Source organism: Nocardia lasii (genome assembly GCF_042658545.1).
GTDB lineage: Bacteria > Actinomycetota > Actinomycetes > Mycobacteriales > Mycobacteriaceae > Nocardia > Nocardia lasii.
In genome coordinates, this window is the sequence record NZ_JBHSQN010000001.1 from 712,450 (window position 1) to 727,731 (window position 15,282).

A 15,282-nucleotide genomic window follows, 5' to 3' on the forward strand; every position below is an offset into this window, starting at 1 on the left:
TTTTCGTTCAGCTGGTTACTCGCCGGAGGCTGCGGCCTCGGGGGCGGTGCCCTCGGCTGCGCCGGTGAGGACGACCTCGGGCTTGTCGTCGCCCGCGGACGCCTTGGTCAGCTTGGTCTTGCCCGCGAAGGTGAACTTCGCGTCCTCGCCGAGGCCCTCGCCGTTCCAGTTGTCGACGTCGACCACGATGGTCTGGCCCGCGCCGATCTCGCCGAAGAGGATCTTCTCCGAGAGCTGGTCCTCGATCTCGCGCTGGATCGTGCGACGCAGCGGACGAGCGCCGAGGACCGGGTCGAAACCGCGCTTGGCGAGCAGGCTCTTGGCCTGGTCGGTCAGCTCGATACCCATGTCCTTGTTCTTCAGCGCGGTGGCGACGCGGTTGATCATCAGGTCCACCATCATCACGATCTGATCGCTGGTGAGCTGGTGGAACACGATCACGTCGTCGATGCGGTTGAGGAACTCCGGGCGGAAGTGCTTCTTCAGCTCGTCGTTGACCTTCTGCTTCATCCGCTCGTAGTTCGAGCCCTCGACGTTGGACTGGGTGAAGCCCAGGCCCACCGCCTTGGAGATGTCGGAGGTGCCCAGGTTCGAGGTGAAGATCAGCACGGTGTTCTTGAAGTCGACCGTACGACCCTGACCGTCGGTGAGACGGCCGTCCTCGAGCACCTGCAGGAGGGTGTTGTAGATCTCCTGGTGCGCCTTCTCGATCTCGTCGAACAGCACGACCGAGAACGGCTTGCGCCGCACCTTCTCGGTGAGCTGGCCGCCCTCCTCGTAGCCCACGTACCCGGGAGGGGCACCGAACAGACGAGAAGCGGTGAAGCGGTCGTGGAACTCGCCCATGTCGATCTGGATGAGCGCGTCGTCGTCACCGAACAGGAAGTTCGCCAGCGCCTTGGACAGCTCGGTCTTACCGACACCGGACGGGCCGGCGAAGATGAACGAGCCCGAGGGACGCTTGGGATCCTTCAGACCGGCGCGCGTGCGGCGGATCGCCTTGGAGACGGCCTTGACGGCATCCTCCTGGCCGATGATCCGCTTGTGCAGCTCGTCCTCCATGCGGAGCAGACGGGTGGTCTCCTCCTCGGTGAGCTTGAAGACGGGGATGCCGGTCCAGTTGGCCAGCACCTCCGCGATCTGCTCGTCGTCGACCTCGGCCACGACGTCCAGATCACCGGAACGCCACTGCTTTTCGCGCTCGGCCCGCTTGGCGACGAGCTGCTTCTCCTTGTCGCGCAACCGCGCGGCCTTCTCGAAGTCCTGCGCGTCGATCGCGCTTTCCTTCTCCCGGCGCGCGTCGGCGATCTTGTCGTCGAAGTCGCGCAGGTCCGGCGGAGCGGTCATCCGGCGGATGCGCATGCGCGCGCCCGCCTCGTCGATCAGGTCGATCGCCTTGTCCGGGAGGAACCGGTCGTTGATGTAGCGGTCGGCCAGGGTGGCCGCGGCGACCAGCGCGCCATCGGTGATGGAGACCCGGTGGTGCGCCTCGTAGCGGTCGCGCAGACCCTTGAGGATGTTGATGGTGTGCTCGACGGTCGGCTCGCCCACCTGGACCGGCTGGAAACGGCGTTCCAGGGCGGCGTCCTTCTCGATGTACTTGCGGTACTCGTCGAGGGTGGTGGCGCCGATGGTCTGCAGCTCGCCACGGGCCAGCTTCGGCTTCAGAATCGAGGCCGCGTCGATGGCGCCTTCGGCAGCACCCGCGCCGACGAGCGTGTGCAGCTCGTCGATGAACAGGATGATGTCGCCGCGGGTGTTGATCTCCTTGAGCACCTTCTTCAGGCGCTCTTCGAAGTCACCGCGGTAGCGGCTGCCCGCGACCAGGGAACCCAGGTCGAGGGTGTAGAGCTGCTTGTCCTTGAGGGTCTCGGGGACCTCGCCGTTGACGATGGCCTGGGCCAGGCCCTCCACGACCGCGGTCTTACCGACGCCGGGCTCACCGATCAGCACCGGGTTGTTCTTGGTGCGGCGGCTGAGCACCTGCATCACGCGCTCGATTTCCTTCGAGCGGCCGATGACCGGGTCGAGCTTGCCCTCGAGGGCGGCCTGGGTGAGGTTGCGACCGAACTGGTCGAGCACCAGCGACGTGGACGGGGTGCCCGCCTCGCCGCGCGGACCGGCGCCCTCGACGGGCTCCTTGCCCTGGTAGCCCGACAGCAGCTGGATGACCTGCTGGCGCACCCGGTTGAGGTCGGCACCCAGCTTGACCAGCACCTGGGCCGCAACGCCCTCACCCTCGCGGATGAGGCCGAGCAGGATGTGCTCGGTACCGATGTAGTTGTGGCCGAGCTGCAGCGCCTCGCGCAGGCTCAGCTCCAGCACCTTCTTGGCGCGCGGGGTGAAGGGGATGTGACCGGACGGCGCCTGCTGGCCCTGCCCGATGATCTCCTCGACCTGGCTACGCACACCCTCCAGCGAGATGCCCAAGGACTCCAGCGACTTCGCCGCCACGCCCTCGCCCTCGTGGATCAACCCAAGCAGGATGTGCTCGGTGCCGATGTAGTTGTGGTTGAGCATCCGGGCCTCTTCTTGGGCCAGGACAACGACACGCCTCGCGCGGTCGGTGAACCTCTCGAACATCGCTCCCTCACTCTCCTGCTCCGACATTCTGGCAACAGACGCCGCAGTGTGCTCGATACAACCTAGGGCGTCGGACCGACAACTGTCGCCGTCAGCCTGCCATGAAGCCCGGGGGTTGCGGCCCCCGCCATCCACTCTAGTTGGCACGGGATTCCGCCGCCGCCGGTCCACCCTATTGATGACCGGCGACAACATGGTCATTCACTCACAACGCGCACGTCGCGGCATTCGTTTCCGGTTCAGTTTTGCCTACAGCGAAATCGCGCGGGGGTGTCACCGGGCGTGGGACGCGACGGGCACCGCCACCGGTGCGGCCTCGACGCGGGAATGGTGCGCGCCCGCCGCGAACAGCGCGCCGCCGAGGACCAGCAGGGCCGCGGTGTGCAGGACGGCGCGCACGATGTTCCAGCGGACCCAGCTCTGGTAGAAGTCCGCGCGCACCGCGGCCGGGTCGGCGATGGTCGCCGGATCGCCCGCCGCGGCGAGCGCGTCGTTGAGCGGGACGTTCATGGCGGCGGTGACGGCGAAGGCGATCACGTTGAGCGCCAACGCGATTCCGATCCAGATCAGCGTGGCGCGCTGGTCGCTGCCCAGGTGCAGGACCGCCGCGAGGCCGGTGAAACCGACGGTGCCGAGGAACCCGATCATGAACCACGGGTTGATGATGACCACGTTGATCTTCTGCATGACCTCGATCAACGTGCGGTCGTCGGTGCGCGCCAGCGCGGGCATCACCGACATCGCGTAGGCGTAGAACACCCCCGCGACGAGACCGGTACTGAGCAGTGCCGACACCAGGGCGGCCAACCGAACTGCGAACATGCGATGTCTCCTGACTCGTGACCCGAAACACGTTCTCCGCGCTCCGGCGATACGAGCAAGTCAACCGCCCAGGACCCCACCAGCAACATAGTCCAAACGCTCAGCCGCCTACGTGAGCGTCCGACTCACAATTCGTGGTCGGAGATCATTCCGCTTTGCATGGCTAGGGCTGCCAGGCGGGTGCGCTTCTGGTTCTGGGGCAGGTTCTCCACGCCGAACTTCGCGAAGAGGGCGCGCAGGTGGGTTTTGATCGCGTCGATGGAGAGGAACAGTTCCTCGGCGATCTGCTGATTCGAGGCGGGTGTGGCGAAACCGGTGCCGTGCTTGTACGGGCGGCACAGGGCGATGAGGACCGCTCGCTGGGTATCGGTGAGCGAGCGCATGGTGGGAATGGAGCCCGACGCGGTGTGCGTGGCGTCGTCGACCACCCCGCCGAAGTCGAAGAAGTGCACCAGCGTGGTCCCGACCCGGATCCGGTCGCCGGGACTGAGGCGGCGTCGACCCACCAGTCGCTCCCCGTTGACAAAGGTTCCGTTGCGCGAGAGGCCGTCGTCGACGATGGTCCAGTGCGCGCCGAGGTGCTCTACGGCCGCGTGCAGCCGCGAGACCTCCGCGTCCCAGGCGAGCACCAGATCGGCCTGCACATTGCGGCCGATCGTGACCCGCTGCTGATCGGCCTCGAGGGCCAGTTCGTGTTGCTTACCGGTGTCGTCGGTATACCGCAGAAAAGAGGTCACGACGCGACGCCGCGGGAGACTCGAAACACCTTGTGCACGGCCAACAGTCTACTTCCCACGACAGGGCCACCCACACCCGTGGACGAACCCTCCGACCCAGACACCTACCCCACGCTCGAAAACCCTGTCCCCCAACAGGAACCCCCGAGTAGCGGCCGGTTCGCGGCGGTCGGGCCGACCAGTGCCGCGAACCGGAGACCGATACTTACGCCTTGCCGACTTCCTTGTTGTACGCGTCGGTGATTTCCGCGGAGATACGACCACGGGCCGACACCTTGTGGCCCTTACGGCGAGCCCATTCGCGAATTGCGGCACTCTGCTCACGGTCCATGGAAACGCGGCTCTTGCCCTGCGGTGCGGGCGCGCCGGCGGACTTCACCCGGCGACGGCCACTCACGCGACGGGCGTTGGCCACCCACTCGTCCAGGCCTTCACGCAGACGCGCGGCATTTGCGTCCGACAGATCGATCTCGTACGACACCCCATCGATAGCGAACTCGATGGTCTCGTCCGCGATGGACTCACCGTCGACATCGTCGATCAGGCTAACGGTGACCTTCTTTGCCATGAGATGAACGTCCTCTCGAAATCGTCAAGCCTGCCTCCAGGCCGAATACCCGAGGCAAGAATACCCCGAAATGCGAAATTTCCAACACGGGGTCTTCACCCCGCGAATTCACTGGTCAGCGACTAGTGGGTCGCACAATCGGGAACAGGATCGTTTCCCGGATTCCCGAACCCGTCAACGCCATCAACAAGCGATCGATTCCCATACCGGTTCCGGTGGTCGGCGGCATGCCGTGTTCCATCGCGGCGAGGAAGTCTTCATCGAGCACCATGGCCTCGTCATCACCGGCCGCGGCCAGCCGCGCCTGGTCGACGAAGCGTTCGCGCTGGATCACCGGGTCGACGAGTTCGGAATAGCCCGTGGCCAACTCGAACCCGCGAACATAGAGGTCCCACTTCTCGGTGACGCCGGACTTGCTGCGATGCTGACGCGTGAGCGGAGAAGTCTCGACCGGGAAGTCGCGAACGAAAGTCGGTGTATAGAGGTTGTCGCCGTAGACATGCTCCCACAGTTCTTCGACCAGTTTCCCGTGGCCGTAGCCCTTGTCGGAAGGAATTTCCAGACCGACCCGATCGGCCAGTGCCAGCAATTCCTCGACAGTGGTTTCCGGAGTGACGGTGACACCGATCGACTCCGACAGCGAGGGATACATCTCGACGGTCGTCCACTCACCACCGAGGTCATATTCGGTGCCGTCGGGAAGGGTCACAACAAGGGTGCCGAATGCCTCCTGCGCGACTTCCTGGACCAATTCCCGGATCATCGTCGCGGAGTCGTCGTAGGTGCCGTACGCCTCGTAGGTTTCCAGCATCGCGAACTCGGGCGAATGGGTGGAGTCGGCGCCTTCGTTGCGGAAGTTGCGGTTGATCTCGAAGACCTTCTCCAAGCCGCCGACCACGCAGCGCTTGAGGAACAGCTCCGGCGCGATGCGCAGGAACAGGTCCATGTCCAGGGCATTGGAGTGGGTGACGAACGGGCGCGCGGCGGCGCCGCCGTGGATGGTCTGCAGCATCGGGGTCTCGACCTCGAGGAAGCCGCGGCGCTCGAGGGCGTTGCGCAGCGCGCGGACCACGTTCACGCGGGTCCGGGCCATTTCCCTGGCCTCGGGACGCACGATCAGGTCGACGTAGCGCTGGCGGACGCGCGACTCCTCGTTCATCTCCTTGTGCGCCACCGGCAGCGGGCGCAGCGACTTGGCCGCCATGGACCAGGAATCGGCCATCACGCTCAATTCGCCGGTGCGCGAGGAAATGACCTCGCCGTGCACGAACACGAAGTCGCCGAGGTCGACATCGGCCTTCCAGGACGCGAGCGCGTCGGCGCCGACACCGTTGAGGCTGATCATCGCCTGCAGCTTGGTGCCGTCGCCTTCCTGCAGCGTGGCGAAGCACAGCTTGCCGGTATTGCGGACGAATATGACCCGGCCCGCGATACCGGCCTGCAGACCGGTCTGGGTGTCGGGCGCCAAATCCGGGTAGGCGGCACGGATTTCGGCCAGCGTGTGGGTGCGCGGCACGACGACGGGATAGGCCTCGGTGCCTGCGGTGAGCAGCCGTTCGCGCTTGTCCCGGCGAATCCGCATCTGCTCGGGAACATCGATGTCCACAGCGGATGTGGCGGCGCGGCCGGGTGCGGCGGGGTTAGGAGTGCTCACATCCGATAACCCTAGCGGGCGTCGAAACCGAATTAAGTGCCGCCTCCCCGCGAATTCGACGCACCGGCGGCCCGCGCGACGGCGGAAGGGGCCGGGAAGTTACCCGACCCCGTCAAAGACAGTGAGTTGCCTCACAATTCGTGCCGCTACAGCGAGGCCAGCGCGTCGACCTCACGGGCGAAATGCGGGACGCCGACGCCGACGGTCAACAAACCCGCCGACTTCAATGCCTGGTAGCCGCCGATCAGATCGGTGGCCCGGTGCAGGCCGAGGTCCTGCAGCGCGGCCGCGGCCAAACTCGAGGTGTAGCCCTCGGAGCAGAAAATGATCCATTCCACATCGTGGTCGGCGGCCAGCGACAAGCGCGCCGAGGAGGTCGGATCGAGACGCCATTCCAAGACATTTCGTTCGATCACCAGGGCGCCGGGCAGCGAACCCTCGCGCACGCGCTGGGCGGCCGGTCGGATGTCGACCAGAATCGCACCGCGTTCCAATGCGGCGGCCAGGTCGTAGACATACACGCGGTGTAGTCGGGCGCGTGCGTTGTCGAGCATCTGATCAATCGTCAAACGGCTCATCACAGATCACCTTCGGGCTGGTCGGTGAGGACGGTTTTGGTACGGCGCAAAGTGCCGTGGCCTGTCACTTCGTAATAGGACATCGCCGTCAACGGCGGGGAATAGGCGTGCACGCTGAGGGTGGGATCGAGCGGGCCGACCGATTCCGCGGCGGCGGGCGCGCGGGTCACATCGTGCACCCAGCCGATCGGGAACGACGCCTGATCACCGGCGGCGAGGGTGCGCCTGCGTAATTCCGAACCATTCCAGCGATATTCCGACAGCGCGCCGCTGAGCACGGTGAGCGCGCCCAGCGAGCCGGCGTGATCGTGCAGATCGGTGAATTTGCCGGGCGTCCAGCTGATCAGCCAGACATCGACCTCGTCGTCGTGGGAAAGGCGCACCGCCCAGCGCTCGTCGGTGGGCCAGACGCCGTCGGCCGGGAGCAGGTGGTCGTAGCGGCCCGACAGGACGTCTTCGGCACCCTCGTCGGTGAGTCGCAGCAGGTCCGCGGGTCGCAACCGGGTCGGCAGGGCCGAGGCGACGGCCCGATCGAGCGGGGGCGTCGCGGAGTAGTCGTCGCGGGCGGAGGCCAGGGAAAGGATAGAAGAACGCATGAGCGCATCTCCAGAAGGTGAGAAAACGGTCGAGGGAAAACGTCAGCCTCGAACGGTCGAGGCAGATTAGCCTCGACAACACTCCTGGGTGCTCACACGGAAGATCACGAGAAGTAGCTTAGCAGACACTATTTCTTGTTGCGCTCGTAGACATGCCGCAATCCGGTGAGTGTGAGGTGCGGCACGTGCGCGTCGATGGTTTCCGATTCCGGCACGATCAGCGGCGCGGCCGCCCCGGTGGCGACCACGGTGACATCGGTGCCCGCGAACGCGTCGAATTCGTCGCGGATGCGGTCGACCAGACCGTCGACCAGCCCGGCGAAACCGAAGATCGCCCCGGACTGGATGCACTCCATGCTGTTCTTGCCCACCACCGAACGCGGGCGCGCCAGCTCGACGCGACGCATCGCGCTGCGTTCGACCAGGGCCTCGGCCGAGATCTCCACGCCCGGCGCGATCACCCCGCCGAGGAACTCGCCCTTGGCCGAGACCAGGTCCACGCAGATCGCGGTGCCGAAGTCGACGACGATCGCCGGGCCGCCGAAGGAGCGGTAGGCGGCCAGGCAGTTGACGATGCGGTCGGCGCCGACCTCCTTCGGATTGTCGACCAGCAGCGGAATGCCCGTGCGCACACCGGGTTCCACCAGCACGTGCGGCACGTGCGACCAGTACCGCGCGAGCATGGTGCGCAGTTCGCGCAGCACCGGCGGCACGGTCGACAGCGCCGAGACGCCGACGATCTGGTCCACCTCGGCGCCGACCAGCCCGCGCACCTGCATCGCGAACTCGTCGGCGGTGATCAACGGATTGGTGTGAATCCGCCAGTGCCGCACCAGCTTCGCGTGTTCCCCGCTCCCGGAGAACAGGCCGAGCTCGATGCCGGTGTTGCGGACGTCGATCGTCAGCAGCATGTGTGTCGACCCCCCGCCGCGCTCAGGCGAACGACAGGGAACGCGGCGAGGTGAGGCCGGAGCCCTCCGGTGCGTGCGCGGGATCGCTGCCCAGCTCCACCGGACGGTTGCGCTCGTCGACGAAGACCACCTTGGCGTCGTAGTCGCGCAGCTCGGCCTCGTCCAGCTGGCCGTAGGCGATCAGGATGACCAGGTCGCCGGGGTGCACGAGGTGGGCGGCGGCGCCGTTGATGCCGATCACGCCCGAACCGCGCTCACCGGCGATCACATAGGTCTCGAGGCGGGCGCCGTTGTCGATGTCGACGATGCAGACCTGCTCGCCCTCGAGTAGATCGGCGGCGTCGAGCAGATCCTGGTCGACGGTCACCGAACCGACGTAGTGCAGGTCGGCGTGGGTGACGGTGGCCCGGTGGATCTTCGACTTCATCATGGTGCGCAACATCGGTGTCGCCTTTCAGTGCGCCTGCGGAGCAGGCAGGGAGTTCGCGTCGGGGTGCCCGTCGATCTGGGCGCCCAGAACCAGCGGGGCATTGTCGATCAGGCGGGTGTCGCCGACCTTGGCGGCGACGAGCAGGCGCGCGTTGCCGGCGGCGGGGGCCTCGCCCAGGGTGGTGTCGCGCAGTTCGAGGTAGTCCACGTCCAGGCCGTCGACGGCGTCGAGGACCTGGCGGGCGGTGTCTACGACCGCGTCGGCGCCCAGGCCCGCGGCGTGGCGACCGGCGGCCAGGGCGGCCGACAGCGCCAGCGCCGCTTCGCGCTGCGTGGCGTCGAGGTAGCGGTTGCGCGAGGACAGGGCCAGACCGTCGGCCTCGCGGACCGTCGGGTAGGCCACGATCTTGGCGTCCATGTTCAGGTCGCGGACCATCTGCCGGATCAGGGTGAGCTGCTGGTAGTCCTTCTCCCCGAAGTACGCCTCGGCGGGATGGGTGATGTTGAGCAGCTTCGCGACGACGGTGAGCATGCCCGCGAAATGCGTGGGCCTGCTCGCGCCCTCGAGCTCGGCGCCGAGCGGGCCGGGGTGGATGGTGGTGCGGATGCCGTCGGGGTACATGTCCGACACGCTCGGCGCGAAGACCAGGTCGACACCCTCGGTCCTGAGCAGCTCGAGGTCGGCGTCGAGGGTGCGCGGGTAGGCGTCGAGGTCCTCGTTCTCGCCGAACTGCAGCGGATTGACGAAGATCGAGACGATCACGACCTGGTTGTTCAGCGCGGCCTGGCGGATCAGCGCCAGGTGACCCTCGTGCAGCGCGCCCATGGTCGGCACGAAACCGATCGTGCGCCCGGCGCCGCGCAGGGCCTTGGCCACGGTCTCGATGACCTCGGGATTGTGGTGCACGGTCAGCACGCCGGCCTTGTAGGCGCCGGTGGCCCGCGCGCCGCCCTGGTGGTGATGCACTTCTCGGGGTTCCATCAGTGGCCTTCCTTGGCGAGGAGCTCCAGCAGTGCCGGATCGGACTTGGCTAGTTCGGCGGTGCGCAGCGAGTTGGCGCGGTAGGCCGCGGCCAAACGCTCGTCGAGCTGTTCGAGTGCGGTGAGGTGGGCGGCGACGGCATCGGTGTCACCACGGGCGACCGGGCCGGTCAGGGCCGACTGGCCGCGCCGCAGCGCGTTGTCGAGGGCGGCCGAGGCCAGCGGGGCCAGTAGGCGTTCGGGCAGGCCGCCCGGCTGGTCGTCGACCACGGGCTGGCCGAGCAGGCCGGGGCCCGCGAGGGATTCGCGCAGGGCCGCGACCGCGTCGACGATGACCGTGACCAGGTGATTGCTGCCGTGCGCGAGGGCCGCGTGATAGAGCGTGCGCTGGTCCTCCTCGACGCGGACCGGTTCGCCACCCATCTCGATGACCAGGGCCTGGGCGATGGCGTACCCGACCTCGTCGGCGGCGGTGACCCCGAAACAAGCATTGGCCAGGCGGGCGATGTCCTCGTCGTGGCCGGTGAAGGTCATCGCCGGATGGATGGCCAGGCCGAGCGCGCCCTGGCTGGTCAGGGGTTCGAGGACCGCGACGCCGTTCGCGCCGGAAGTGTGCACGACGATCGTGCCGGGGCGAACCACACCGGCGCTCGCCAGCCCGCGGACCAGGCCCGCCAGCTCGGCGTCGGGCACCGCGAGCACCAGCAGTTCGCTGCGCCGGGCGATCTCCTCGATCGGCAGGATCCGCGCTTCGGGCAGGCGGGTGGTCGCCCGGTGCACCGAGGCATCGGAGATCGCGGCGACACCGAAGACCACATGGCCTGCTCGCTCGAGCGCGGCGCCCAGAGCCGAACCCACACGTCCCGCCGAGACGATTCCCACCGTCAGTCGTGCGGGCGCTGGATCGACACTCGGGTGCGCGCCATCAGGGTTGACACTTCTCGAGGTCAACGTTGTCCTCTCGATTTGCGTTCCAGTCCCGCGGGGCGGGTACCAGACGTTACGGAGTCGAGGATAGAGCGCACGGCCGGGCGCGCGCCATCACCCCCACCCGTGATCTACCTCGCAGCGCCCACACGGCGACACCTGATCACGCGAGTACATCGGTAGCTCGCCGGGGACGGGCGAGCGGGCGTGCCACATCCCCGGCCGCCGCCGACACGGCCGGGCGGGCGCTTAGGTCCGGCCGGAATTGCGGAGAGGCGGAACAGATTCCGATTCGAGGTTGGCCATGATGTCGGCCACGGATAGTCGGGTGGTGCCCTCGGATTCGGCGCGGCGGCGTCGGCGGGAGCTGGTGCCGACGGGGGTTTTGTCGGCGGACTTGCCGTTGCGCTTGGCCGGGGCCTTCGTGGGGGCGGGGGGCGGGGTCGGCTCGACCGGGGCGGGGGTCGCGGCCTGGACGGGCGCGGCAGGCGGGGTCGGTGCGGTGGCCTGCGCGGGGTCGGCGGCCGGGGCGGGTGCGGTGGCCCGTGCGGGCTCGGTGGCCGGGGCGGCGGTCTCGGTGGCCGGTTCGACCGGCTGGCCGGTGTCGCTCACCTGGCGGGTGTGCGGAGAGGACAGGCGCGGCGGCGGGGTCTTGCCGGGCTTGGTCGGTGCGGCGGCCTGGGACTCGGCGTACTCGTCGAGCTGGACGGCCGAGGTCTCAGCGGTGACCGGGTCGTCGTAGGGATCGGCGAAATTGGCCGAAACCGGTTGCATGAAAACAGGTTTCAGTGCGCTCGGCGGTTGCTGCCACGGACCGAACCAGGCGGCCTCGGCATCCTCGTGGCTATCGTCGAGTTCGGGCTCGTCGAAGGCGTCGAAGCCGCCCGCGGGCAGCGCGGCGATGCGCACGGCGTCGGCCTGCAGCGCGGGCTGCTCGTCGGGCAGGGCGCCGTCGAACAGGACCTGGAGGTTCTGGCGCAGCAGGGTCAGCTCGGCGCGCAACGCGGCGATCTCGGAGGACTCGACGCCGACTTCGGCGCGCACCCGCGCCTCGACGCCCATCTCGTACTCACGGCGCGCGTTGATCTCGCGTTCGAGCTGCAACTCGTACACGGTCTGCAGATCGCGAACCTTCGCCTGGTCGACGGCCGCGTCCTTGCGATAGCGAGTTGCCGCGAGTGCGCCGATCACCGCCGCCCACAGCGCGGCCACCAGGCCGATCCGGACGTAATGGACATTCTCGCTGAAGATCAGGAAAACGCTGGCCGTCAGACCGAGGAGGATGAGGAATCCGACGAAGAATTTTCCCGCGTCGTCCCGCCGTCGTCGGGGCGCCGTGCTGCGGGAGGGTGAAACCATGAGGGCCAGGGTAGCCGGAAACTGCTGGTGGGCACACCGAAGATTGTGGTGATTCCATTCGCAAGTTGCTAAGTGGTAGCCGGATCGTCGTGCGGGTCCTCGGGCGCCCGACAGCAATACTCCAGCCACAAAGCCGCAGCAACCAGCGCCGAACCCGCGAACAGGCCGACCACCGCACCCGGCGAATCGGCCGCCGCGGCGGTCAGGGTGCCGCGCTGTGGGAAAACCCACAGCAGGAAACCCAGCCACACGCCCGCCGCCAACGAGCCGACCTGCAACGACGCCTTCGCCAGCGCCACACCCCGCGCCACATTGATCGGATGCATCTGCCCCGACCCGTCCCCGATCTGTCGATCGGCGATCTTGGCCCTGATCGCGAAACCGAGCGCGGCCTCGATCGCGGCCACCGGCAGCAGCGAGGCACCCGCGGCCACCGAGATGGGCGGGAAACTGGAATAGGCGACGCGGGTGCCCAGCCAGGCCAGGGCCGCGGCCACCACGACATTGAGCGCGAGATCGAGCACCCGGGTGGGTCTCAGCACGACCGGGCGCCTTCGTCACGCAGCTCGAGGTCCGTGCGGACGACGCCGTCGCGTTCGGCCGGGTCGAGATCGGCGAGCAGCTCCGCGATCGGGCGGTCGAGGCCGTCGACGCTCAGGTGCGCGTCGGGTTCGACCGCGAGCCACGGGATCAGCACGAAGGCCCGATGGTGGGCCTGCGGGTGCGGCAGGATCAGGTCGGGGTCGGTGTCGCGCACGATCGGGGCGCCGGCGTCGTCGCGGCACTGCACCACATCGACGTCGAGAGTTCTCGCGCCCCAACGGATTTCGCGAACGCGACCGGAAGCCTGTTCGAGCTCCTGACCGAAGCGCAACCACGCGTAGTCGTCGAAGGACGAATCCCGCACGGTGACAACGGCATTGAGATAGTCGTCCTGGTCGACACCACCCCACGGCGCGGTGGTGTAGACCGGCGAGACCGAAACGACCCGCTCCCCCAGCGCGTCCACCACGGCGCGCAGGTGCGCGAGCCGGTCGCCCAGGTTCGAGCCGATCGAGAGCACGGCGCGAGTCATCGCCGCGACCCCGGCGCGTCCCCGGTGCGCGAGCGGCTCGCCACCACGCGCACATCGGCGAAGGTGTGCGGGATCGGCGCCGACGGCTTGTGCACGACCACCTCCACCGCCTCGATGCGCGGATCGGCCATCACGTCGTCGGCGATCTCGGACACGACCGTCTCGATCAGATTGCGCGGCGGCCCGGTGACGATGCGCACCGCCCGCTCGGCCAGCGCGCCGTAGTCGACGGTGTCGGCGAGGTCATCCGAGGCCGCGGCGGCCGCGAAATCGACCCACACGGTCAGATCGACAATGAACTCCTGGCCGTCGCGGCGCTCGAAATCGAACACACCGTGCCTGCCGAAGGCGGTGAGCCCACGCAGTTCGATCCGCGAGGAAGCGGGCCGACCGGCGGGCGGCGGCAGCAGGGGCGAGTTCATCGAATGGCTCCTCGGGCGATAGCTCGGACGACTACGACGTTCACCGGGCGCCGCCCCTGGCCTCGACGGCGCGGCGCCAGGCGTCGACCACGGCGACAGCGTCGAGGGAGGCGCGCACGTCGTGCACGCGCACGCCCCAGGCGCCGTGGGTGGCGGCCAGTGCGGACAGGGTGGCGGTGGCGGTTTCGCGGCCGTCGGGCGGACGGGGACCGGACGCGTCGGCCAGCAGGGCGCCGAGAAAGCGTTTGCGGGAGGCGCCGATCAGGATCGGGAAGCCGTCGGCCACGAACTCGGGCAGGGCGGCGAGCAGTTCCCAGTTGTGCTCGGCGTTCTTCGCGAAGCCGAGACCGGGGTCCAGGATCAGCCGATCGGGGGCGACACCCGCGGCGACGGCCAGGTCGACCTGGGTGGCGAGTTCGGCGCGGACCTCGGCGACGACATCGGTGTAGTGGTCGGCGGGGCCGAGGTGGCGGTAGTCGGCGTCGGCGCGCCAGTGCATGAGGATCCACGGCACGCCCGCGTCGGCGACGACCTTGACCATGTTCGGGTCGGCGCGACCACCGGACACGTCGTTGACCACCGAGGCGCCGGCGGCCAGCGCGGCTTCGGCCACCTCGGCGCGCATGGTGTCGACACTGGTCGGCACCCCGGCGGCGACCAGCCCGCGGATCACCGGGCGCACCCGCGCGACCTCCGCGCCGGGATCGACCCGATCAGCGCCCGGCCTGGTGGATTCCCCACCCACATCGACGATATCGGCGCCCGCCTCGTACATCGCGATACCGTGCGCGATCGCGAGTTCGGGATCGAGATAGCGACCGCCGTCGGAGAAGGAATCGGCGGTCACGTTGACCACACCCATGACCACACTCGAACGGTGGTCGCGTGGGGTCACCAGGGGGTGGCTCATTTGCGCAGGATCAGGTCCAGCGCCTCGGATCGCGAGGCGGCGTCGGTCTGCAACTGGCCGCGCACCGCCGAGGTGGTGGTGCTGGCGCCGGGCTTGCGGATACCGCGCATGGCCATGCACAGGTGTTCGGCCTCGATCACCACGATCGCGCCGCGCGGGTCGAGGCGGCGCATCACCGCGTCGGCGATCTGGCTGGTCAGCCGCTCCTGCACCTGCGGGCGCTTGGCGTAGAGGTCGACCACGCGGGCCAGCTTCGACAACCCGGTCACGCGGCCGTGCGGGCCGGGGATGTAGCCGACGTGGGCGACACCGTGGAACGAGACCAGGTGGTGTTCGCAGGTGGAGAACATCGGGATGTCGCGGACCAGCACGAGTTCCTGGTGGCCCTCGTCGAAGGTGGTGGACAGTACCGCGTCGGGCTCGGTGTAGAGCCCGGCGAACATCTCCTTGTACGCACGCGCCACCCGGGCGGGGGTGTCGAGCAGGCCGGGACGGGTCGGGTCCTCGCCGACCGCGATCAGCAGCTCACGCACGGCGTTCTCGGCGCGCACCTGATCGAACGGCGCACCGGTCGCGAGCGCGGTCAGGTCCGACGGACTCGTCGCACCCAGCTCACCCGCCGGATCCAGCTGCTGTTTGTTCGCCGACACTCTTGCGCACCTCCGTAATTTCGGCGGCTGGTGCCGCCGGTTCCCGGCCCCGCGGGGACGGTCTCATCGCCTCCCGCACC

At 68.1% G+C, this 15,282-nt stretch carries 17 protein-coding genes; all 17 read right to left on the reverse strand.

The features are described 5' to 3' along the window. Positions 1-15: 15 nt before the first annotated feature. The 17 genes from ACFP3H_RS03335 to folE all read right to left on the reverse strand — a co-directional run bounded on the left by ACFP3H_RS03335 (position 16) and on the right by folE (position 15,181). Positions 16-2,583: an ATP-dependent Clp protease ATP-binding subunit gene (locus ACFP3H_RS03335; RefSeq protein ID WP_378599290.1), complete on the reverse strand. Its 2,568-nt coding sequence runs from the start codon at positions 2,581-2,583 to the stop codon at positions 16-18. 273 nt (positions 2,584-2,856) lie between these two features. Then, the gene (locus ACFP3H_RS03340) at positions 2,857-3,405 is read right to left on the reverse strand and encodes an anthrone oxygenase family protein (RefSeq protein ID WP_378599293.1); all 549 of its coding nucleotides are present in this window, start codon (positions 3,403-3,405) and stop codon (positions 2,857-2,859) included. 125 nt (positions 3,406-3,530) lie between these two features. After that, on the reverse strand, positions 3,531-4,142 hold the full coding sequence (locus ACFP3H_RS03345) for an FHA domain-containing protein (protein ID WP_465263748.1): 612 nt from the start codon (positions 4,140-4,142) through the stop codon (positions 3,531-3,533). Between the two features lie 205 nt (positions 4,143-4,347). Continuing rightward, on the reverse strand, positions 4,348-4,710 hold the full coding sequence (locus tag ACFP3H_RS03350) for a histone-like nucleoid-structuring protein Lsr2 (RefSeq protein ID WP_378599296.1): 363 nt from the start codon (positions 4,708-4,710) through the stop codon (positions 4,348-4,350). 115 nt (positions 4,711-4,825) lie between these two features. Then, positions 4,826-6,292 carry a lysine--tRNA ligase gene (lysS, locus tag ACFP3H_RS03355; RefSeq protein ID WP_378599664.1) on the reverse strand — a complete coding sequence of 489 codons (1,467 nt, stop codon included), beginning with the start codon at positions 6,290-6,292 and terminating at the stop codon, positions 4,826-4,828. Positions 6,293-6,510: 218 nt separating this feature from the next. Then, positions 6,511-6,942: a rhodanese-like domain-containing protein gene (locus tag ACFP3H_RS03360; protein WP_378599299.1), complete on the reverse strand. Its 432-nt coding sequence runs from the start codon at positions 6,940-6,942 to the stop codon at positions 6,511-6,513. After that, positions 6,942-7,538 carry a cysteine dioxygenase gene (locus tag ACFP3H_RS03365; RefSeq protein WP_378599302.1) on the reverse strand — a complete coding sequence of 199 codons (597 nt, stop codon included), beginning with the start codon at positions 7,536-7,538 and terminating at the stop codon, positions 6,942-6,944. The genes ACFP3H_RS03360 and ACFP3H_RS03365 overlap by 1 nt, the downstream gene beginning before the upstream one ends. Before the next feature lie 128 nt (positions 7,539-7,666). Further along, complete coding sequence (locus ACFP3H_RS03370) at positions 7,667-8,449, reverse strand: type III pantothenate kinase (RefSeq protein WP_378599304.1); 783 nt, start codon at positions 8,447-8,449, stop codon at positions 7,667-7,669. Positions 8,450-8,471: 22 nt separating this feature from the next. Further along, a complete protein-coding gene (panD, locus tag ACFP3H_RS03375) occupies positions 8,472-8,891 on the reverse strand; it encodes an aspartate 1-decarboxylase (protein ID WP_378599307.1) in 420 nt (139 codons plus the stop codon). 12 nt (positions 8,892-8,903) lie between these two features. After that, positions 8,904-9,860 (reverse strand): pantoate--beta-alanine ligase, encoded by a 957-nt coding sequence (panC, locus tag ACFP3H_RS03380; protein WP_378599310.1) that lies wholly within the window; start codon positions 9,858-9,860, stop codon positions 8,904-8,906. Further along, positions 9,860-10,810: a Rossmann-like and DUF2520 domain-containing protein gene (locus tag ACFP3H_RS03385; RefSeq protein ID WP_378599313.1), complete on the reverse strand. Its 951-nt coding sequence runs from the start codon at positions 10,808-10,810 to the stop codon at positions 9,860-9,862. Before ACFP3H_RS03385 ends, panC begins: the two co-directional genes overlap by 1 nt. A gap of 225 nt (positions 10,811-11,035) precedes the next feature. Then, complete coding sequence (locus ACFP3H_RS03390; protein WP_378599316.1) at positions 11,036-12,145, reverse strand: DUF6779 domain-containing protein; 1,110 nt, start codon at positions 12,143-12,145, stop codon at positions 11,036-11,038. A 68-nt stretch (positions 12,146-12,213) separates the two neighbouring features. Continuing rightward, positions 12,214-12,687, reverse strand: a complete 474-nt coding sequence (locus ACFP3H_RS03395; protein WP_378599319.1) for a DUF3180 domain-containing protein — start codon at positions 12,685-12,687, stop codon at positions 12,214-12,216. Further along, positions 12,681-13,220, reverse strand: a complete 540-nt coding sequence (gene folK, locus ACFP3H_RS03400; RefSeq protein ID WP_378599322.1) for a 2-amino-4-hydroxy-6-hydroxymethyldihydropteridine diphosphokinase — start codon at positions 13,218-13,220, stop codon at positions 12,681-12,683. Before folK ends, ACFP3H_RS03395 begins: the two co-directional genes overlap by 7 nt. Further along, positions 13,217-13,642 (reverse strand): dihydroneopterin aldolase, encoded by a 426-nt coding sequence (gene folB / locus ACFP3H_RS03405; protein WP_378599325.1) that lies wholly within the window; start codon positions 13,640-13,642, stop codon positions 13,217-13,219. The genes folK and folB overlap by 4 nt, the downstream gene beginning before the upstream one ends. Positions 13,643-13,682: 40 nt before the next feature. Further along, positions 13,683-14,552, reverse strand: coding sequence for a dihydropteroate synthase (folP, locus tag ACFP3H_RS03410; protein WP_378599329.1), 870 nt, complete (start codon positions 14,550-14,552; stop codon positions 13,683-13,685). After that, positions 14,549-15,181 carry a GTP cyclohydrolase I FolE gene (folE, locus tag ACFP3H_RS03415; protein WP_378599667.1) on the reverse strand — a complete coding sequence of 211 codons (633 nt, stop codon included), beginning with the start codon at positions 15,179-15,181 and terminating at the stop codon, positions 14,549-14,551. Before folE ends, folP begins: the two co-directional genes overlap by 4 nt. Positions 15,182-15,282: the final 101 nt, after the last annotated feature.